Source organism: Nocardia transvalensis, assembly GCF_015477765.1.
Classification (GTDB): domain Bacteria; phylum Actinomycetota; class Actinomycetes; order Mycobacteriales; family Mycobacteriaceae; genus Nocardia; species Nocardia transvalensis_A.
This window is the reverse complement of the sequence record NZ_JADLQQ010000019.1, coordinates 62,864-82,520: the sequence shown is the minus strand read 5'-3', so window position 1 is coordinate 82,520 and position 19,657 is coordinate 62,864. Positions and strand designations below refer to the sequence as shown.

At 68.3% G+C, this 19,657-nt stretch carries 18 protein-coding genes; 9 read left to right on the top strand and 9 right to left on the bottom strand.

Annotation, left to right across the window (positions count from 1 at the left end; genetic code table 11):
• The first annotated feature begins 81 nt into the window (after nt 1-81).
• Entirely contained in the window at nt 82-936 is an 855-nt protein-coding gene (locus tag IU452_RS37390; protein ID WP_324193039.1) for an aldo/keto reductase, read from the top strand.
• On the opposite strand, the gene IU452_RS37385 is transcribed toward IU452_RS37390, so the two are convergent.
• Complete coding sequence (locus IU452_RS37385; protein ID WP_195113997.1) at nt 917-2,098, bottom strand: NAD(P)-binding domain-containing protein; 1,182 nt, start codon at nt 2,096-2,098, stop codon at nt 917-919. The genes IU452_RS37390 and IU452_RS37385 overlap by 20 nt on opposite strands.
• 86 nt (nt 2,099-2,184) lie before the next feature.
• Between IU452_RS37385 and IU452_RS37380 the strand changes: the two genes are divergently transcribed.
• The 4 genes from IU452_RS37380 to IU452_RS37365 all read left to right on the top strand — a co-directional run bounded on the left by IU452_RS37380 (nt 2,185) and on the right by IU452_RS37365 (nt 6,750).
• Nucleotides 2,185-2,910 carry an enoyl-CoA hydratase gene (locus IU452_RS37380; RefSeq protein ID WP_195113996.1) on the top strand — a complete coding sequence of 242 codons (726 nt, stop codon included), beginning with the start codon at nt 2,185-2,187 and terminating at the stop codon, nt 2,908-2,910.
• Nucleotides 2,907-4,094 carry an MBL fold metallo-hydrolase gene (locus IU452_RS37375; RefSeq protein WP_228819399.1) on the top strand — a complete coding sequence of 396 codons (1,188 nt, stop codon included), beginning with the start codon at nt 2,907-2,909 and terminating at the stop codon, nt 4,092-4,094. The genes IU452_RS37380 and IU452_RS37375 overlap by 4 nt, the downstream gene beginning before the upstream one ends.
• Before the next feature lie 15 nt (nt 4,095-4,109).
• Complete coding sequence (locus IU452_RS37370; RefSeq protein ID WP_195113995.1) at nt 4,110-4,394, top strand: antitoxin; 285 nt, start codon at nt 4,110-4,112, stop codon at nt 4,392-4,394.
• 94 nt (nt 4,395-4,488) lie between these two features.
• Entirely contained in the window at nt 4,489-6,750 is a 2,262-nt protein-coding gene (locus IU452_RS37365; protein ID WP_195113994.1) for an ATP-dependent DNA ligase, read from the top strand.
• Between the two features lie 10 nt (nt 6,751-6,760).
• Here IU452_RS37365 and IU452_RS37360 read toward each other — a convergent pair whose 3' ends face one another.
• Nucleotides 6,761-7,555, bottom strand: a complete 795-nt coding sequence (locus IU452_RS37360) for an SAM-dependent methyltransferase (RefSeq protein WP_195113993.1) — start codon at nt 7,553-7,555, stop codon at nt 6,761-6,763.
• Nucleotides 7,556-7,934: 379 nt separating this feature from the next.
• On the opposite strand from IU452_RS37360, the gene IU452_RS38770 reads away from it, so the two are divergent.
• Nucleotides 7,935-9,155, top strand: coding sequence for a lipase family protein (locus tag IU452_RS38770; protein WP_195113992.1), 1,221 nt, complete (start codon nt 7,935-7,937; stop codon nt 9,153-9,155).
• 276 nt (nt 9,156-9,431) lie between these two features.
• On the opposite strand, the gene IU452_RS37350 is transcribed toward IU452_RS38770, so the two are convergent.
• The 3 genes from IU452_RS37350 to IU452_RS37340 form a co-directional block, all read right to left on the bottom strand.
• Nucleotides 9,432-10,079, bottom strand: coding sequence for an ammonium transporter (locus IU452_RS37350; RefSeq protein ID WP_195113991.1), 648 nt, complete (start codon nt 10,077-10,079; stop codon nt 9,432-9,434).
• A 220-nt stretch (nt 10,080-10,299) separates the two neighbouring features.
• Nucleotides 10,300-11,037, bottom strand: a complete 738-nt coding sequence (locus IU452_RS37345) for an energy-coupling factor transporter transmembrane component T family protein (RefSeq protein ID WP_195113990.1) — start codon at nt 11,035-11,037, stop codon at nt 10,300-10,302.
• Nucleotides 11,034-13,112, bottom strand: coding sequence for an ATP-binding cassette domain-containing protein (locus IU452_RS37340; RefSeq protein WP_195113989.1), 2,079 nt, complete (start codon nt 13,110-13,112; stop codon nt 11,034-11,036). The genes IU452_RS37345 and IU452_RS37340 overlap by 4 nt, the downstream gene beginning before the upstream one ends.
• Nucleotides 13,113-13,211: 99 nt before the next feature.
• Here IU452_RS37340 and IU452_RS37335 point away from each other — a divergent pair, with 99 nt between their 5' ends.
• Nucleotides 13,212-14,126 carry a cation diffusion facilitator family transporter gene (locus IU452_RS37335; RefSeq protein ID WP_195113988.1) on the top strand — a complete coding sequence of 305 codons (915 nt, stop codon included), beginning with the start codon at nt 13,212-13,214 and terminating at the stop codon, nt 14,124-14,126.
• Between the two features lie 10 nt (nt 14,127-14,136).
• Here the strand turns inward: IU452_RS37335 and IU452_RS37330 are convergent, their stop codons facing one another.
• Entirely contained in the window at nt 14,137-15,600 is a 1,464-nt protein-coding gene (locus tag IU452_RS37330; protein WP_195113987.1) for a flavin-containing monooxygenase, read from the bottom strand.
• An 84-nt stretch (nt 15,601-15,684) separates the two neighbouring features.
• Between IU452_RS37330 and IU452_RS37325 the strand changes: the two genes are divergently transcribed.
• Nucleotides 15,685-16,761, top strand: coding sequence for an AraC family transcriptional regulator (locus IU452_RS37325; RefSeq protein WP_195113986.1), 1,077 nt, complete (start codon nt 15,685-15,687; stop codon nt 16,759-16,761).
• 1 nt (nt 16,762) lies between these two features.
• On the opposite strand, the gene IU452_RS37320 is transcribed toward IU452_RS37325, so the two are convergent.
• Both IU452_RS37320 and IU452_RS37315 read right to left on the bottom strand, forming a co-directional pair.
• On the bottom strand, nt 16,763-17,542 hold the full coding sequence (locus IU452_RS37320) for a metallophosphoesterase (protein ID WP_195113985.1): 780 nt from the start codon (nt 17,540-17,542) through the stop codon (nt 16,763-16,765).
• Between the two features lie 82 nt (nt 17,543-17,624).
• Nucleotides 17,625-18,344, bottom strand: coding sequence for a LysR substrate-binding domain-containing protein (locus IU452_RS37315; protein WP_195113984.1), 720 nt, complete (start codon nt 18,342-18,344; stop codon nt 17,625-17,627).
• A 49-nt stretch (nt 18,345-18,393) separates the two neighbouring features.
• On the opposite strand from IU452_RS37315, the gene IU452_RS37310 reads away from it, so the two are divergent.
• Complete coding sequence (locus tag IU452_RS37310; protein WP_195113983.1) at nt 18,394-18,843, top strand: hypothetical protein; 450 nt, start codon at nt 18,394-18,396, stop codon at nt 18,841-18,843.
• Here IU452_RS37310 and IU452_RS37305 read toward each other — a convergent pair.
• A complete protein-coding gene (locus IU452_RS37305) occupies nt 18,822-19,625 on the bottom strand; it encodes an RluA family pseudouridine synthase (RefSeq protein WP_195113982.1) in 804 nt (267 codons plus the stop codon). The two genes, IU452_RS37310 and IU452_RS37305, sit on opposite strands and share 22 nt — an antisense overlap.
• Nucleotides 19,626-19,657 lie beyond the last annotated feature (32 nt).

Here is a 19,657-nt window from a genome sequence, read left to right as displayed (position 1 = left end):
AACCCAATATCCTGTCAAGTTGGGGCTAACACACGCCGACCCCTCGTTGACCGGTCGCCGAACCGCTTCTACCGTCGGAACGTGACCTTCAAAAGCGAGAGCACCGCAGCCCCCTCGGTCGTGCTGAACGACGGAAACGTGATTCCGAAGCTCGGCTTCGGCGTTTTCCAAGTGCCGGAGAACGATGCGTTCGACGCGGTAACCGCCGCGCTGGAAGTCGGCTACCGCAGCATCGACACCGCGATGATCTACGGCAACGAGGCGGAGGTAGGGCGTGCCATCCGGGAATCCGGGTTGCCGCGCGACGAGGTCTACGTCACCACCAAGCTGTGGAATTCCGATCAGGGCTACGACTCGACGCTGCGCGCCTTCGACGCCAGCATGCAGCGCCTGGACCTGGATTACCTGGACCTGTACCTCATCCACTGGCCGGTGGCCCAGGCCGACCGGTACGTCGACACCTTCCGCGCCTTCCAGGCGTTGAAGGCGCAGGGGCGCATCGGGTCGATCGGCGTCTCGAACTTCAATCGCGATCATCTGGAACGCGTGATCTCCGAGACGGGGGAGACCCCAGCGGTGAACCAGATCGAACTGCACCCGACCCTGGCACAGTCCGAACTGCGCGCCTTCCATGCCGAGCACGGCATCGCGACCGAGGCGTGGAGCCCGCTCGGTCAGGGGGCGGAGCTGAAGGACCCGACGGTCGTCGAGGTCGCGAAGGAGACCGGCCGCACCCCCGCGCAGGTGGTCATCCGCTGGCATTTGCAGCTGGGCAATGTCGTCATCCCGAAGTCGGTGACCCCGTCGCGCATTCGGGAGAACTTCGACGTGTTCTCCTTCGAGCTGTCCGCCGAGCAGATGCAGCGCATCACCGCTCTGGACAACGGCACCCGCGTCGGACCCGACCCCGCCGAGTTCACCTACGGCCTGGAGTGATCCCCAGGTAGTCCGCGAGTTCGACGGCGGCGGCGCGCCCGGCCCGATTGGCGCCGATGGTGCTGGCCGAGGGGCCGTAGCCGATCAGGTGGATGCGCGGGTCGGCGGCGACCTGGGTGGCCAGCCGGCCGGTCATGGTGATGCCGCCGCCGGGTCCGCGCAGCCGCAGCGGCGCCAGGTGATCGAGGGCGCTGCGAAAGCCCGTGGCCCACAGGATCACCTGGGCGGGTTGGAAGGTGCCGTCGGCCCAGCGCACCCCGTCCGGCTCGATCCGCTGGAACATCGGATGCCACCGCAGGGCGCCGCGGGCGCGGGCGGCGCGCACCCGGTCGTCGACCGCCAGTCCGGTCACCGACACCACCGAGCGCGGCGGCAGCCCGCGGCGCACCCGGTCCTCGACCATCGCGACGGCGCGGCGGCCCTCCTCGGGGGTGAAAGGCCCGTCCCGCCACCGCGGTTCGGTTCGCGACACCCAGGTGGTGGTGGTCACCTGTGAGATCTCGTCCAGCAGCTGCACCGCCGACACGCCCGCTCCGACGACGACCACGTGCTTGCCCGCGAATTCCGTTGCGGTGCGGTAATCGTGGGCGTGTAGCTGCCGTCCCGCGAAGATTTCGGCGCCCGGATAGTAGGGGATGAAGGGCTTCTCCCAGGTTCCCGTGGCATTGACCAGGCCGCGCACGCGCAGCGTCTCCGATCTTACCGTACCATCGAAAGATGTTGTGCCGCCGGAGCTTTCATTACCGGGCACGGTCTCCGCGTGCAGCAGACCGTCCACCTGCTCGTGCGGGCAACTCGAGGGTGTGGCGCGATCGCAGACCACGCGCACCGAGACGGGCCGGCGCACCCGCAGGTCGAAGCGTTTTTCGTAGAGGGCGAAGTAGTGCGGTACCGCGGTGGCGGCGGGTGCGCTCTCCGAACCGGGCGGCAAAGTTTCCGCAAACGACATTCCGGGCAGATCGTGCACCCGATTCACGGTGGTCAGCGTCAGCGAGGGCCAGCGGAACTGCCAGGCGCCGCCCGGCCCCGGTGCGTGATCGACAATGAGAAAGTCCTGTTCGGGCCGCAATCCGAGCCGCCGCAGATGGTAGCCGACCGACAATCCGGCCTGGCCGGCGCCGATCACCAGGATCTCGAAATCGGGGTCGGTCACCGTCGTCACCCTACGCGGGGTGCGTCGGGTGCGGAGAAGCAACCTTACGCCGCATACAGTGAAGGTAACCAACACCGCACCACTGGGGAGGCCAGATGCTGGGAGTCAGCCGCGATGGGGACGTGATCACCATCGAACTGCAGCGCCCGGAGCGCCGGAACGCCCTCAACGACGAGTTGGTGGCGCAGCTGCGCGACACCGTGACGGCCGCCGCGGCCGAGGCCAGGGTGATCGTGCTCACCGGCCAGGGCCCGATCTTCAGCGCGGGTGCCGACCTGGACGGGGTGTACTCGCAGACCTTCCTCGACGGTTTGCAGCAGATGTTGCAGACCATCGAGACCGTGCCGGTGCCGGTCATCGCCGCGATCAACGGCGGTGCGCTGGGTGCCGGTGTGCAACTGGCGCTGGCCTCGGATCTGCGGGTGATGAGCCCCGACTCCTATATCGCGATCCCGGCCGCGAAGCTCGGTCTCTCGGTCGACGGCTGGACCGTCCGTCGGTTGATCTCGCTGATCGGCGGCGGCCCGGCGCGCACCGTCCTCATGGGGGCGGAGCCGGTAACCGCTTCCGACGCTTACACTTTCGGCTTCGCGAACCGGATCGGCACACTGGCCGACGCGCAGGCGTGGGCGAAATCGATTGCCGCGCTGGCACCCTTGTCGCTGCGGCATCTGAAGTTGGTGTTCAACGACGACGGCAGTCGGCGCCAGGACACGCCGGAGCAGAAGGCGGCGCTGGCGGCGGCCTGGCTCAGCGCCGATGCGCAGGAGGCCCGTCAGGCCCGGCAGGAGAAGCGGGCGGCCAAGTTCGAGGGCCGATGATGGTGGGTACGAGCAGGCTGTTCGGTATCGCGCGCAGGTTGGCGCTGGGGGCCGCGGGTGCTGTGGGTCTGGCCTGGATCGTGCGGGCCGCGTGGGGACTTCCCTCGGCCCTGGGCGCATCGGCGCCGACGATCGCGCCCCTGGCGGCGGGTTCGGCGAGCTACCGCAACCGGCAGTTCCACAACACCGAACCCAGTACCGAGATCGTTCCCGGATCCGCTCTGTCGCTGCTGTTTTCGGCATTGACCCGGCATGGCGTGGGACGGCCGCCGGGCCAAATCCCGCTCGCCGCACCGGTGGTGCCGGAGCGGGCGGGTGAGCTGGCGGTCACCTGGTACGGCCATGCGTCGACCCTGCTGGAGGTGGACGGCTACCGGATTCTCACCGATCCCGTATGGAGCGAACGAGTTTCGCCGTCGCCGCTGGTCGGCCCGACTCGCATGCATCCGGTCCCGGTGCCCCTGACCGACTTGCCGCCGGTGGACGCGGTGGTGATTTCCCACGACCACTACGACCATCTGGATCGGCACACCGTCTGCGCGCTGGTTGAGAGCCAGGACGCGCCGTTCGTGGTGCCGATCGGCATCGGCGCGCACCTGCGCAAGTGGCGGGTGCCCGAGCGGCGCATCGTCGAATTGGATTGGGGCGCCTCGTATTGTCTGCCCGCCACCGCGCCGGGGGTGGGTGATCTGGTCATCACCTGCACCGAGGCGCGGCACTTCTCCGGGCGCGGGCTGGTGCGCAATACGACGCTGTGGGCGTCGTGGGTGATCTCCGGGCCGACGCGGCGGGCGTATTTCGGCGGCGACACCGGCTACACCAAGGCGTTCGCCGAGATCGGTGCGACCTCGGGGCCGTTCGACCTGACCCTGCTCCCGATCGGCGCCTACGACGTGCACTGGCCCGATGTCCACATGAATCCGGAGGAGGCGGTGCGCGCCCACGCCGACGTCTGTGTCGGCGAGCCCGGGCGCGGCCTGCTGGTGCCGATCCACTGGGCGACGTTCAACCTGGCCTTCCATGGCTGGTCGGAGCCGGTGCAGCGGCTGGTCGCGGCGGCCCGGGCGACCGGGACGCCGGTGGCCGTGCCGCTACCCGGTCAGCGGATCGATGTCAATGCGGTATCACCGCAGGTCTCCTGGTGGGAAGATGTGCACAGGACAGTGACGAAGACCGACGAGTAATAAGGAGTGGGGCTGATGAGTCTGCTGGACACGCTCAAGGGCTTGGTCGGCAAGGGCCGAGACGCGGCCTCGGAGAATGCGGAGAAGATCCACGGCGCGGTGGACAAGGCCGGGGGATATATCGATCAGAAGACCGGCGGCAAGTACTCCGACAAGATCGAGAAGGGCACCGGCGCGATCAAGAAGGCGGTCCCGGAGCAGCAGAGCCCCGGCGCCCAGGGCCAGCCTGCCCCGCCGCCTCCGCCTCCGCCCGCACCCGCGCCGCCCAAGGAACCTCCGGCCACCCCGGGCCAGCCGTAGGGATTGCGGCCGAGAGCAAGCCGGAACCACCGAGTGGGACGGCATGCTCTCGGCCGGAACCATCTTTGTCGGTATCGCCCTCTAGACTTCGAATATGGTGTCCCGCCGGGATTTCGGGGGTGTCGAGGTTGAGCTGAACAACCTCGACAAGGTGCTGTATCCGGCGACCGGCACCACAAAGGGCGAGGTCATCGACTATTTCACCGCCATCGCCCCGGCGCTGCTGCCGCATATCGCCGGCCGCCCGGTCACCCGCAAGCGCTGGCCCAACGGCGTCGACGAGCCGTCGTTCTTCGAGAAGAATCTCGCCTCGCACGCGCCGAAGTGGATCGGACGACATACCGTCGCACACTCCGACCGGCATGTGACCTACCCTGTCATCGACTCCCTGGCCGGTCTGGCCTGGCTCGGGCAGCAGGCGTCGCTGGAAATCCATGTGCCGCAATGGCGATTCGTGGACGGGGAGCGGGGACCGGCCACCCGGCTCGTCTTCGACCTGGATCCGGGACCCGGCATCGGGCTGGCCGAATGTGCCCAGGTGGCGCTGTGGATCCGCGACACCGTGCGCGATGTGGGTCTGGATGCCTATCCGGTGACCAGCGGCAGCAAGGGCATTCACGTCTATGTCCCGCTGGACCGGGAGCTCAGCCCCGGCGGCGCCTCCACGGTGGCCAAACAGGTGGCGACAGGTCTCGAGAAACTGCATCCGAATCTGGTGACGGCCACGATGGCCAAGGCGGCGCGCCCGGGCAAGATCTTCCTCGATTGGAGCCAGAACAACCCGGCCAAGACCACCATCGCCCCGTATTCGCTGCGCGGGCGCACCTATCCCACCGTGGCCGCGCCGCGCACCTGGGAGGAAATAGAGGACGGAAAACGGCTGCGGCACTTGACCTTCGACGAGGTTCTGCAGCGCTGGCGCGACCGGGGAGACGTGATAGCGGCGCTGGATCCGCCACTGCCGGAACAGATTTCCGATCCCTTGCGCACCTACAGGTCCATGCGAGACCCCGCGCGGACACCGGAGCCGGTGCCGTCGGAGCCGCCGTCGGACACTGCCGGAAATCGTTTCGTCATTCAGGAACATCATGCGCGGCGCCTGCATTGGGATCTGCGGTTGGAACGCGGCGGGGTGCTGGTGTCGTGGGCCGTGCCCAAGGGCCCGCCGACCTCCAGCGATGAGAACCGCCTGGCGGTGCACACCGAGGACCATCCGCTGGAATATCTCACCTTCCACGGCAAGATTCCCAAGGGCCAGTACGGCGCCGGGGAGATGACGATCTGGGATTCGGGCACCTACGAGACCGAGAAGTGGCGCGACGACGAGGTGATCGTGCGCCTGCACGGCGACCGGATCGACGGCCGGTACGCGCTGATCCAGACCAACGGCAATCAGTGGCTGATGCACCTGATGAAGCCGGACGGCGACGAGCAGAAACAGCCCGCCGCCAACGGCAAACGGGCCGAGCCGACCGAGCTGCCCCGTGGACTGACACCGATGCTCGCGACACCCGGAGACGTCTCCATTCTCGATGCCGACGAATGGGCCTTCGAGACGAAATGGGACGGATTCCGGCTGATCGCCGAGATCGAGGACGGTGCGGTCACTTTGCGCAGCCGCAAGGGACTCGTCGTCACCGGCCGCTACCCCCGGCTGGCCGCGCTGGGGCGCGAATTGGCCGGGCACAGTGCGGTTCTCGACGGCGAGGCGGTGGTCTTCGACGACCATGGTGTGGCGAATCTGGGCCTGCTGCAGGCGGGCGCCGCCAGCGCGGTATTCGTCGCCTTCGACGTGCTGTATCTGGACGGGACATCGCTGCTGCGCAAACGCTATTCCGACCGCCGACGGGTGCTCGAGGCGCTGGCCGGGCGGGCGCCGTCGCTGGTGGTGCCGCCGCGGTTGGACGGGTCCGGTGTGGACGCCCTGCGCTACAGCCAGGAGCACGGCATGGAGGGTGTGGTCGCCAAGCGTAAGGATTCGGTGTATTTGCCGGGCAAGCGCGGCCAGTCCTGGATCAAGACCCGCAATTGGCGCACCCAGCAGGTGGTGGTCGGTGGCTACCGGCGCAGCGGCGCCCGGCAGTTCGCCTCGTTGTTGGTCGGCGTCCCGCACGAGGGCAGGCTGTATTACGTGGGCCGAGTCGGCACCGGATTCAGCGACCAGGAGATGACCGAGCTGGCCACCCACTTGCACCGACTGGAACGCAAGACCAGCCCCTTCGACAACGAGCTACAACCCGACGAGCGCAAGGACGCGGTCTGGGTAACCCCGAAGCTCACCGGCACCGTGCGCTACATGAACTGGACCGAATCCGGCCGCATGTGGCATCCGGCCTGGATCCCCGCCTCCGACTGAGCATTCGCCCTCAGGGTTTCCGGGCAACCCCGACATAGCCGGAAACCGTCGCATCTGTCACGTCGGGCTCCGACGGCAGGGAGTCCGGACGCCAGCGATGTGGCCCGACCACCCCGGGCTCGATCAGATCCAGGCCTCGGAAGAAGGAGGTGAACTCCTCTCTGCCTCGAAGCTGCGCTTTTGTGCCGCTGAGTTGGTAGAGCTGCAGGGCCCGCGTCATCCGCTCCCGGTCGAAGTCGGCAGTCGAGTGCGACATGACGAGCCAGGAGCCCGGCGCGAGCGCATCGACGAGAGTGGACACGATCCGGTGCGCACCCTCGCTGTCGGGTACGAAGTGCATCACGGCGAGCATTGTCAGGGCGACCGGCCGGGACAGGTCGAGCACGTCCCGGAGCTTGGGAGCCTCCAGGATCGACTCGGGTTCGCGGACATCGGCTTGGACGAACACCGTACGGCCCTCGGCCGTTCCGGTCATCAATGCTCGCGCGTGTGTCAGCACCAGCGGGTCGTTGTCGACGTAGACGACGCGAGCGTCGGGGATACTCCGCTGGGCGATCTGGTGAAGGTTGGGCTCGGTAGGGATACCGGTGCCGATGTCGAGGAACTGCCGCACGCCGATTTCCCCGGCCAGGTATCCGACGACGCGGTGCATGAAGGCCCGGTTCGTCCGAGCCTGGATGCGCGAGGGGACCACCTTTTCGACCTGCTTCGCCGCCAGGCGATCGCACTCGTAGTTGTCCCTACCGCCGAGAAAGTAGTCGTACATGCGCGCCGAACTCGGCACGGTCCTGTCAACGGCAGACATGTCGTCTGCACCCCCCTTCCACCGAGGAATCGCACGGGGAAGATTACTCCCCTCGCGCGGCCGGGATCGGACACTTCGGCATGACGGGGTGGACACGCCGTCATGACGGGAATGGAACGGGAAGTTACGGAAGGGGCGCGAATCTTCGCATCGATGCAAAATCAGTCCCAGGTCGTTGACCTGCGAGTTTCGCAGGGTTACGGTGGGTGCCCGATGGTGGGGTGCGGTCGGTGCGGACCCACGCATGGAGTGCCTGCGCGTCGGTGTGGTTGGACGCGGGAGGCACGCGATGGGATCCGAGCATCCTTGGTTGACGTATCAGCAAAGCCGTTGCCGGGCAGTAGTTCTCGATTACCGATGGGATGGACGGGGCCGTGGTGTGTGGGTTGCGGGTGTGATGCGGGCGTGGTGGGTGCTGCTGGTCGGCGTGGTCGTCGCGGTGATGGCCGCGGCGACTCCCCTTGCGCGGGCCGATATCCCGTTCCCCGATAACGATCCGTTCTACCGGGCGCCCGCCGATCTCGCCGCGGCGCCGAACGGGGCGGTGCTGGGATCGCGCCCGATCGCGCTGTTCGATCTGCCGATTCCGGTGGCCGCGTGGCAGTTGCGTTACCGCACAACCGATTCCAGGAAGCAGCCGATATTGGCGGTGACGACGGTGATGGTGTCGCCGGTGCCGTGGGCGGGGCCGCGGCCGCTGCTGTCGTACCAGGTGGCCTACGACAGTCTGGGCACCCGCTGTGCGCCGTCGTATGCGCTGCGCGGTGGACGCGATCTCAGCGTGGTGAATACGGTTCTGGACGTTCCGTTCATGGTGGAGGGGCTGCGGCGCGGCTGGGCGATCGTGGTCAGCGATTACGAAGGGCCGCAGTCGCGATTCTTCGATGGTACGACCGCCGCACACGCGATGCTCGACGGAATCCGTGCCGTGCGCGGTTTCCCGCCCGCGGGTGTCACCGCGGCGAGTCCCGTTGGGGGATGGGGATATTCGGGTGGTGCCTTCGCGACGCTGTGGGCCGCGCAGCTGCGTCCGGAGTATGCGCCGGATGTGGTGTTCGCGGGCATCAGTTCGGGTGGCATACCGGCGGATATCCCCGCCATCGCCCAGCGCGTCGACGGTGGGCCGCAGGCGGGTCTGGCGATGCTGATCCTGCTGGCCTTGGCCCGCAACGAACCCGAGTCCGGGCTGATCGATCTGTTGAACGACCGCGGCCGTGCGGCCTTGGCCGAGAACGCCACCGCCTGCGGTTCGGACCTGGTCCCGAAATACGTGGGCGCCCGCACCGACGACTTCGCGACGGTGCCGAATATCCTGGGCAGCCCCGCTTTTCGAACCGCGGCAGGCGTGAACGAACTCGGCGGCACCGCCCCGGATACCCCGCTGTACCTGTACCACAGCACCACCGACGACGTGATCCCCGTCGGAGGTTTCACCACCCTGATCAACCGCTACTGCGCCCAGGGCGCCGCTTTGACGGCAATACATTCCCCCTTCCCCTCCCACAACGGCGCCGCCATCGGAGAAGCCCTGGGCGGCATGAACTTCCTCTCCGACCGCTTCGCAGGCATCTCACCCGCCCCGGGCTGCATCATCCGCTGAGTCCCGGCCAAAAGCACGCCGGGACATGTGGATTAGCGGCAGCCGGGACATGTGGGTTGGCGGCAGCCGGGACATGTGGGTTGGCGGCAGCCGGGACATGTGGGTTGGCGGCAGCCGGGACATGGGGATGAGCGGCAGCCGGGACATGTGGGTTGGCGGCAGCGCCGGGCATGAAGTCAGCGGCTGCACCGGGCATGAAGACGGCGGCCGTGCCCGGGCACGTGGGTTGGCGAGCGTGCCCGGGCATGTGGATCAGCGGCGTGTTGGGACGTGGGGTCAGCGGCCGGTGGGGTCCATCCACTTGGTGGTGCCGGGTGGGGCGGCCAGGGTGTTGATGAGATCGATGCCGGCGATGATGAGGGTGGGGCCGCCGACTACCAGGGTGCCGATGATGCCGCCGATCGCGGCGCCGACCACGATGGCGGCCAGGTCCAGCGGGCCGCCCGCCAGGCCGATGATGCCGCCGACCACCGCGCCGATCGCGGTGCCGATGAAGCCGCCGATGGCGGTGGCGATGCCGAACTGGCTCGCGAAAGCGTCCATGGCGCGCTGGTTTTCGGCCAGGGAGGCCACCGGTACGGCCGGTGCGGGACGGGCGGCCGCGACATTCTTGACCGCGGTCAGGTCCAGCACCCGGCCCTCGTCACGCACCTGATACGGGAGGGGATACTCCAGCCCGTCCTGACGGAACGACAGCGGGAGGGTGACCAGCGTGGCGCCGTCGGCGGCCTTGATCGCCACGGTCTGCCGGTCGTCGGCCACCTCGAAGAAGCCGCCGTCCAATGTGGTTTCGACGACCTTGCCGATCAGCTTGGTCTCATAGCGCACCTCAGGCGCGCCGGGATCTGCATGGACCGTGCCCGCCCCGAGGGCCACGGCCACAACCGCCGGAACCACGGCGGCAGTGAACTTGTGCAGATTCATTTTCCGGTATTCCCATCTTCATCAGGTCACCCAAATCGGGCAAATCGTACGCCCAGGTGCGCGCGAAGAACGCTACTCACCCCCTCCTGTCCTCACCCCAGGTCGCGCGCTCGAGTGGCAATCCGGCCAACTCTCGAACGTAACCGTACCTTCACCGGCGCCGCCGAGACCCCGAAATCGCGGGTATCACAAGATATTTCGGCCGACCGGTGGGTTTGCTCTACAGCAGGATGTCGATCGCGACAGCGCCAGCGTAGACGGCGAACACCATCGCCAACGCGATCGCATCCCGCCGCCCGGGCGCACTGGGGTGTGCGGTGAGCTGTCCGGTGCCGCCGCGCGCGGTGATCGCCTCGCCCAACTCCCCGGCGCGACGGGTGGACACCGCCATGGCCGCGGTGAGAATGTCGACGAGCGGATTGTCGGTGGCCAACTGCAGCGCGGAGTCCCTGGGTCGCAATCGGCGTGCCGCGCGCAGCACCCGCATCTCCTCCATCAACAGCGGCAGCCCACGCAGGGTCAGCGCCACCACGACCGCCCACTCGTCCACCGGCACCCGCAGCTTGCGCAGCGGCGCACCGAGTTTCGCCAGGGCCGGAGCGATCTCGCCGAGCGGCGTGGTCCAGGCGATGAGGAACGAGGTGGTCAGCAGGATCAGGCCGAGCAGGGTCATCTGTGCGTATCGGATCACGGCCGCACTGCCGCCCGGGATATTGAGCAGGGCCCCCACGCCGATCAGCGCCCAGAACCACCACGGCAGCCGCGGCAGCGTCCCGAGCGGTAGCCGCGCCGCCAGCCCGATCACCACCAGAAACGCCACCGACACGGCCAGCACCGGCCACGTGGGCTGAATCATCATCAGCACGCTGATCGCAAACGCCGCAATCATCTTCGTCCCGGCCCACAGCCGATGCACCGGACTGTCGACCGGAACCTCGCGCAGCAACACCACGCTCATCGTCCGCCTCCCGTCGCGTCCTCGGTCTGCGCCGGTGCGGATTCGGGCAGGCTCTCCACGATCCGCCCCGAGCGCAGGTGGACCGCGCGGTCGCACACGCCCGCCATATCCTCCACATCGTGGGAGATGACGATCAGGGTGAGGCCCGAATCCCGCAGCCGCGCAAGCAGTTCCACCACCTCGGCCCGGCCCTGGGGATCGAGTCCGGCCAGTGGCTCGTCGAGCACCACCACCTGCGGCCGACTGGCGACGATCGCCGCCAGCACCACGCGCTTGGCCTCGCCGCCGGACAGTTCCTCGATGGACCGCGACGCCATGGCCCGATCCAGGCCGACCGCGTCCAAGGCCCGGCCGACCGCACCCGACCCGGTGCCGTGCCCGCCCCAATCCTCGATCTCGGCACCGACCGTCTGGCGCTGCAATTGCAGGCGGGAATGCTGAAAAGCCAATTCCACCGCGCCGATTCGCTTGTGCACCGGGCGCGCGCCCGCGAAGTCGCGCAGCTCGCACCGGCCTGCGGTGGGTGTGATCAACCCTGCCATGATCCAGGCCAGCGTCGACTTACCCGAACCGTTGCCGCCCACGATCAGCAGCGCCTCGCCGCGCCGCACCGCCAGATCGACACCGTGCAGGGCCGGTGCCGCCCACGGTGTCCCACGGTTGTAGGTGTGGCGCACGTCGCGCAGCTCCAGCAGCGGCTCGCCCATCGGGCGCCGCCGCGGATCGCGCACCGGCCGCGGCCAGGCCGGCAGCCGATCCACCTGTCGCCCACCGGCCAGGTGTACCACGCGATCGGCGGCCTCGGCATCGGCCTCGTGATGGGTGACCAGGAGCACGGCCATCGGGTGGCGCCGGGGCAACTCGGCCAGCAGCGCCACCAGTTCGCGGCGGCCCTGCGGATCGATCATCGAGGTGGCCTCGTCGGCGATGAGCAGCGCGGGCCGGCGCGCGAGAGCGGCGGCCACGGCCAAGCGTTGCTGCTGGCCGCCGGACAGGGACGCGGTCTCGGCGCCACCCAGCCCGTCCAGGCCCACCTCGCGCAGCAGGGCCTCGATATCGACCTGCGCGGCCAGCTCCGGGGGCAGGCCCCAGACCACATCGTCGGCGACGAGCACACCGAGGGTCTGGCTCTCCGGCCGCTGCAGCACCAACGCCGTGCCGCCGAGCAGACCGAGTCCGGCCGAACCCGGCCGTTCCACGGTGCCATCGGTCGGCGGGCGTCCGGCCAGCACCCGGGTCAGCGTCGACTTGCCGGAACCGTTGTGACCCACCACGGCCACGAATTCCCCCACCCGCACGGTGAGATCGATTCCGGCCAGTGCGGCCGTGCGCGCCCCGGGATAGCGGAACGACACCTCGCGCAAGGTCACCGGCAGCGGGCCGACGGGCCTGTCATCGGGCGGCGCGGCCAGCAGGTCGCGCCCGGGCAGCCAGGTGAGCCGGTCCAGGACCGAGCCGAGCACGAACCACGAAAACAGCGCGGTGACAACGACTCCGAGGAATGCGCCACCGCCGATGAACGCCCACCACCAGCGCAGGATCAGGTCGGCGGCGTCGTTCACCGCCCGCCCGAGCGGTTCGAGCTGCTGTTGCCGGGCGGCCAGCTCCTGGATGCCGTGCGCGGTGTTGCGCACGTTGTCGAAGACCAACTCCCGCGTCGCGGCGAACAGCAGCAGGAAGCCGAGCGGCAGCGCCGCCCACACCACGCCCGCGACGGTCGACAGCCCCAGGACCACGGGCAGGCCGCCGCCGCGGCGTTTCACCGTGCCGATGATGCCGCCGATCGTCGCCGCACCGGCCACGGCCACCGCGGGCAGCAGCCCGGCCGCGACGAAGGTGACCAGGGACGTGGCAACGGTGGCGGTGAGGGTGGCGCGCAGCCGGTAGCGCTGCGCGAGCAGGCCGAGCGGTACGGCCGCGACGAGATTCAGTGCGGCGGCCAGCGGAATCACGTGACCGAGGGTGACCAGTCCGACGGTCACGCCGCCGAGGACCGCTCCGGTGGCGAGTTCGACGGGACGCAGCGGGCCGTGGACGATCGACGGCGCGGCGCCGGCGTCGGGTGGAGCGGTCACGGATCAAGTCTGCCAGGCCGCAACCGGTCGCGGTCCCGACCCGGGCGCATCGGCCGTGTCTGCGCGGCAGTTCATAGATCTTGTGCATAACTTGACGGTGTGGGTCATGATCACGGACATGCCGCCGCGCCGGAGAGCGCCTCGGGCCGGTATCTGAACCGGCTGGTGCTCGCGCTGTGCATCGGTGTGGCGTATCTGCTGACCGAGGTGGGTGTCGCGGCGGCGACCGGATCGCTGGCGCTGCTGTCGGATGCCGCCCACATGCTCACCGATGTGGTCGGGCTGTCGATGGCGCTGTCGGCGGTCCTGCTGGCCAAGCGGACCCGGCCCACCTATGCGCGCACCTTCGGCTACTACCGGGCCGAGGTGCTGGCGGCGCTGGCGAATGCGCTGCTGCTGTTCGCCGTGGCGGCTTATGTCCTCTACGAAGCGATTCGGCGGCTGGGCGAGCCGCCCGTCGTGCCCGGGCTGCCCGTGTTGATCGTCGGCGCGATCGGGTTGGTCGCCAACACCACCGCCTTCCTGCTGCTGCGGTCGGGAGCGCGGGAGAGCCTGAATCTGCGCGGTGCGTACCTGGAGGTGCTGTCGGATCTGGTCGGCTCGCTGGGCGTGCTGGTCTCGGCGGTGATCACGCTGCTCGCGCACTGGCCCTACGCCGATCCGATCGTGGGTGTGGCGATCGGGCTGTGGGTGCTGCCGCGCACCTGGGTGCTGGCGCGGCGCTCGCTGCGAATCCTGTTTCAGCACAGCCCCGAAGACCTCGACGTCGAACAGATCGCCGCCGCCCTGCAGGCCGTGCCGGGCGTGTCCGATGTCCACGATCTGCACGTGTGGACGCTCACCTCCGGAATGGAGGTCGCCTCGGCCCATCTGGCCACCGAAGCCGGCGGCGACGGCGACGACGTACTCCGTTCGGCCCAGCGGATCCTGCGCGACGGCTTCCGCATCGAACACGCCACCCTCCAGATAGAGTCCCCCGACTCGGCCCGCCATTGCGGCGAATTGTCCTGGTAGGCAGGGCCGTTCAGGCTACGGGGAGGAGGTCGTAGTCGTTCGGGTCGAGCTTGCGGGTGCGCAGGCGGTAGGCGGTCACGGTGCCCGGCCAGTTGTTGGTGATGCGGCCGGACGCGGTGCGGTACCAGCTCGAGCAGGCCGTCCAAGGGGTGCGGCGCAGCCGGCGCTGGATGTGCTTATCGAAATCGTTTGCGGTAGTGGGTTTTACATCAATCGCGTGGCCGGGGTGGGTGGACAGGTAGGTCAGGGCCTTGCGGGTGTAGCGGGCCTGGCATTCGATCATGTAGATGATGGAGCCGACGCCCAGGTTGGTGTTGGGGCCGTAGAGCAGAAACATATTGGGAAAGCCGGGAACCGTGATGCCCAGATAGGCGTGGGCGCCCTGGGCCCACACCTTCGCCAGCTCTAGCCCGTCTCGCCCGAATACCCGGATAGGCCAGAGGAATTCGGTGGTTTGGAAGCCGGTGGCGAAGATGAGGACATCCGCCGGGTGCACCACGCCGTCGGCGGTGCGCACACCCTCGGGCACGATCTCGGCGATGCGCGCGGTCTCGACCTCCACATTCGGCTGGGTGAGCGCCGGATAGTACTCATTGGAGAACAGCACCCGTTTGCACAGCACCGGATAGTCGGGAGTCAGCTTGGCCCGCAACACGGGATCGGGCACATCGCGGCGCAGGCTGCGGTGGCCCAGCCAGGTCACGATTCGCCGAATGGGCGGCACCGAGGCCAGTCCGAGCGAGAAGAACTCCGCGAACAGCCACACCCACAGCCGCTGGGCCAGGCGCAGCACCGGCACGTGCCGCAACAGGGCGTGATGGATGGGCCGGTACTCCCGGTCCGTGCGGCGCACCACCCAGGCGGCCGTGCGTTGGAACACGGTCAGGTGGGCGACCCGCGGTTGAATGGCCGGGACTATTTGTATTGTGCTGGCCCCGGTTCCGATCACCGCCACCCGTTTGCCGGACAGCTCGACGGAATGATCCCACTGCGCCGAATGGAACGACGGGCCGCGAAATCGTTCGCGCCCCGGGATATCCGGCAGCCGTGGGCGCGACAGCTGGCCCACCGCGGGCACCAGCACGTCCGCGGTGAACTCCGTGCCGCCGGTGGTGCGGACGGTCCAGCGGCCCGTGGTCTCGTCGAAGGCGGCCTCGGTGACCTCGCACTCGAACCGGATGCGATCGAGCAACCGGTGCTTGACGGCGAGCTCGCGCAGGTAGCGGTGGATATCGGACTGCCCGGAGTACCGGTGCGGCCAGTCCGGCTTGGGCTCGTAGGAGAACGAATACAGCGGTGAGGGCACATCGCAGGCGGCACCGGGGTAGGTGTTCTCCCGCCACACCCCGCCCAGGTCGGCGGCCCGCTCGAGGATCGTGAAATCGTCGACGCCGTGGCGCTGCAGCTCCATCGCCATGCCGAGGCCGCCGAATCCGGCGCCGATGATGATGACCGACGGCGTTGTCGTGGACATGTGGTGCTCCTCACATTCGTCCCCTGTACTCCACTGTACGGAGAGCCGCCGGACGTGATCGACATTTTCGGCCATAATCGGGGGATGGCAACGGTGCAGCAGCCGGGGGTCCGGAACTGGGATTTCCCGCGTGGGGTGGCGAGCGTGGCCCTGATGGTGGGTTATGCCGGTGACCGCGGCGTGCCGACGACCCGCATGCTGCGCGGCACCGGTCTGACCGAGCGCGCCCTGGCCGACCCGGACGCCCAGATCGATGCGCACACCGAGCTGGCGGTGATCCGCAATCTGGTGCGTGCGCTGGGGGCCGAACGTCCTGCGCTGGGTGTGGAGGTGGGCCGCCGCTACCGCATCACCACCTTCGGCATCTTCGGCTTCGCCTGCGTCTCGAGCCCCACGCTCGGCGAGGCGATCTCGTTCGCGCTGCGCTACTTGGAGTTGAGTTTCACCTTCTGTATTCCGGTGATCCGTTCGGAGCCAGGGGAATTCGTCGCTCACATCCACGACGAGCTGGTGCCGCCGGATGTGCGGCGGTTCCTGGTCGAACGCGATGTGCTGGCCATGCATCAGGTACTGACCGATCTGCTCGGGCATCGACCGGAGCTGGTGCGAGCCGAATTCGATTACCCGGAACCGGAATACGCCGAGGACATAGCGAACATCATCGGGGTGCGACCACGCTACGGGCGGCCGCAGAACCTGTTCGTACTCGATCCGGCCGTGTTGGAACAGCCGCTCCCGCAGGCCAATGGGCATACCTGGGCCATGTGCCTGGCACAGTGCCAGGATCTGGTGCACCGGCGCCGCGCCCGCACCGGCATCGCGGCCGAGGTCCGTGAGCGACTGGTGCCGCGCGGGGGAGTCGACGGATTCGCGGCACCGCCCGGAATCGACGCCGTCGCACGCGATCTCAATATGAGCACCCGGACGCTGCGCCGCCATCTGGACGCCGCGGGTACCAGCTACCGCGCCTTGCTCGACGAGGTGCGCCGGGCGCTGGCGGAGGAAATGCTCACCGCCACACCGCTTTCGGTGAGCGATGTGGCGATCCGGCTCGGATATGCCGAGGCGTCGACATTCATCTACGCGTTCAAGCGCTGGACCGGGACCACACCGTCGGCCTACCGACGCGAACGTGCACCCGGCCCGGCGGTGCGCGCGTGAATCACTTGGGCTGCACGCCGATCCAGCCGCCCATCGGCACCGAGCGGAGGATCGAGGTGAGCCGACGCCCGTCGATGGTGTGCAGGATCAGCGACGGGTCGGGGGCGTAGTCGATCGGCACCTGGCCGGGGGCGCCGACCTCCCATTCGCCGCCGATCAGCGAGGCCACGCTGGGCGCGACCACCAGCTGTCGCCCGCCGAACTGGGTGGCACCCATGGCATGCATATGCCCGGTGAGCACGCCGATGATGCGGTCGTCGTCGGCGACGATCTGCTCCAGCCGCTGGGGGTTGGCCAGCCGGATCGGATCGACGACGGTGCTGTACATCGGCAACGGCGGATGATGCATGGCGACCAGGACCACGGTGTCGGCGGGCGTGTCCCGCAGCAGGTCCGTCAGCCAGGCGTAGGTGTCGTCGGACAGTTCGCCGCCGCCCTCGCCCGGAATCGTCGAATCCAGCAGCGCGACGGTCAGCCCGTCCAGCCGCAATGCCCGGTTGATGGGCGCATAGGAGGGCGATTCGCCCAACAGCACCTCGCGCAGATTGCCCCGGTCATCGTGATTTCCGGGCAGCACCCAGAGCGGCACGTCGGCCACCAGCGCGGCCCTGGCCTCCTCGTATTCCTCGACCTTGCCGGAATCGGTGATATCCCCGGTGACCAGGATCGCGTCCGGCTTGCGAGGCAGCTCGGCCAGATAGCCCATGACCCGCTCCACCCGCTCCGTGTTGTGCGCACGCAGGTCGAAGTGGGTGTCGCTGAGCTGTGCCAACAGAATCATGGCCTTCGCTTTCTCGTGGGAACCGCGCCATTGCGCCCATACCTGCCCATAAGCGGCACAATCCAGGTTAGATCCCCACCGGCTACCACGTCTGCATGACACCCGCCACCGGGTAGAACCGGCGGGTATGGGTCGTGGCGGCCGCCATGGCGCCTCGTACCTCGGGCAGGCCGTGCAGGTCCGGATCCAGCCAGACGGCCCAGGTGTTCACCGCGGCATCGATGTCGTGAGCTCGGTCCATCGGTAGCCACCGCCAGGTGGGGAAGTGCCGTCGGGCGGACGCCTCGCTCATCATGACCGCCTGTGCGTCGACGCTGTCGGCGATGAGGGCGCTGTGTTCGGAGAAACTGCGGAGAATCCAGGTTATCTGTACTCCTGCGGCGTCGGCCGCCGCCTGTAGTTGCACTTCCTCTCTGGGGTTTTCCTGTCGGGAGTGGGCCATCACGCGCAGTCCGTCCAGGTCGTGCCAGGTGATCCGCTGCCGGTTTGCCAGCGGCGACGTCGGGGGTGCGGCACAACCGAACTGTTGGGTGAGCACCAGTTGCGAGTGCAATTCCGGCGGCTGTAGATGGATCAGGCCGATATCGATTGTTCCTTGCTGTAGCCGTCGGCGCTGTTGCTCGCTCGTCGCTTCGTGGAGTGAGAGCTCGAGGTGCGGGGCGGATTGGTCCAGCGCCGCACGGAAGGCCTTGAACCAGCGGTGCGGCAGGCCGGGCGGAATACCGAGGCGAATCAATTGTTCGGCCTCGGCGGCCGCCTGCAGTACCGCGGGAATTCGCTCGATTTGCTGGACGATCGTCACCAGCCAGCCCAGGATCTATCTGCAGCTGGGCTTGGACCGAAGTCCCAGTGTGGCTGGGCTGCACCTGGTTCCGATCGCGGTCGGCACGTTCGTTTTCTCCTCGCTCAGTGGTCGAGCCGTCGCGCGGTTCGGGGTTGTTGCCCCCTTGGCCTCGGGTGGTGTGGCGGTCGGCCTGTCGGCAGCGACGTTGCTGATCTTCGGGGCCGGCGGCCTTGCGTCGGTCGTGGTGGTCGCATCACTGTTCGGAGCCGGATTCGGGTTGGTCAACGCGCCGATCACCGCCACGGCGGTCGTCGGAATGGGTAAGGATGCCGGCGCCGCGAGTGGTGTGGTCTCGACCAGTCGCCAGCTCGGCATGAGCATCGGCGTCGCCTACGCCGGTGCCGTATCCGATGCCGCTCATCGGATCGTCTCGCCGTCGTGGATCGCGCTTGCGGTGTGCGGCGCGGTGATTCTCGCCTGTGCGGCGGCTATCGGTTACGTGTCCGCAGGTGACTGATGCTGTTCCGGCAGTGTGTGTCGGTCGTGGAAGGTGGCGAGGAGGGCGGTGGGGTCGGGGGTGAGGGGGGTGCCTGCGAGGGTCCAGAAGTCGGGGCCGGGTGGGGCCTCGAGTCGGAGGTCGGGCTCGCCGCTTCGCCAGGGAGCCTGCAGGTGTAGTTGCCAGGAGTGCAGGTAGGTGCGGGGGTGGGTGGTGGATTTGTCGAACAAGGGGTCGCCGGTGATGGGGTGGCCGATCCAGGCCAGGTGGACGCGGATCTGGTGGCGGCGGCCGGTGATCGGGCGGACGGCCAGGACCGTATGGGTGTCGGTGCGCAGCAGCGTGGTGAATTCGCTGCGGGACGGGTAGTTCTTTCCGGCCAGCAGGTCGTCGGCGGCGACCGTCCAGGTGTCGCCGGTGCGGGTGATCTTGTCGCGGGGTGCCGCGATGCGGACCCGGTTCTTACGGCCGACGCTCAGCGGCAGGTCGATGACGCCGTGGTCGGGCAGACCTGTGGAGGCGGTGATCGCCACGTAGGTCTTGTCCGCGGTGCGTTTGTTGAATTGCCGGGTGAGCTGCCCGTGAGCGGCGAGGTCCTTGGCCAGCAGCACCAGACCGGAGGTCACCTTGTCGATGCGATGCACCGGGTACAGCGTCTCCCCGTGTGCGGCGGCCAGCTCCACCAGATCGGTGTCGTGCCGCTCGCCGGTCACCGAGATTCCGGCGGGCTTGTTCAGCGCGAGGATCGCCTCGTCCTCCTCGATCCGGCACCGTTCCCGCAGCTGCGGCCACTGAATATCCACCGAACCACCCTAAAGGGCAGCTCACGCCTCTC

Coding starts and splice junctions, on each gene's coding strand:
- IU452_RS37380 (WP_195113996.1), top strand. CDS start 2,185: ATGCTGGGAGTCAGCCGCGATGGGGACGTGATCACCATCGAACTGCAG.
- IU452_RS37375 (WP_228819399.1), top strand. CDS start 2,907: ATGATGGTGGGTACGAGCAGGCTGTTCGGTATCGCGCGCAGGTTGGCG.
- IU452_RS37370 (WP_195113995.1), top strand. CDS start 4,110: ATGAGTCTGCTGGACACGCTCAAGGGCTTGGTCGGCAAGGGCCGAGAC.
- IU452_RS37365 (WP_195113994.1), top strand. CDS start 4,489: ATGGTGTCCCGCCGGGATTTCGGGGGTGTCGAGGTTGAGCTGAACAAC.
- IU452_RS37360 (WP_195113993.1), bottom strand. CDS start 7,555: ATGTCTGCCGTTGACAGGACCGTGCCGAGTTCGGCGCGCATGTACGAC.
- IU452_RS37350 (WP_195113991.1), bottom strand. CDS start 10,079: ATGAATCTGCACAAGTTCACTGCCGCCGTGGTTCCGGCGGTTGTGGCC.
- IU452_RS37345 (WP_195113990.1), bottom strand. CDS start 11,037: ATGAGCGTGGTGTTGCTGCGCGAGGTTCCGGTCGACAGTCCGGTGCAT.
- IU452_RS37330 (WP_195113987.1), bottom strand. CDS start 15,600: ATGTCCACGACAACGCCGTCGGTCATCATCATCGGCGCCGGATTCGGC.
- IU452_RS37325 (WP_195113986.1), top strand. CDS start 15,685: ATGGCAACGGTGCAGCAGCCGGGGGTCCGGAACTGGGATTTCCCGCGT.
- IU452_RS37320 (WP_195113985.1), bottom strand. CDS start 17,542: ATGATTCTGTTGGCACAGCTCAGCGACACCCACTTCGACCTGCGTGCG.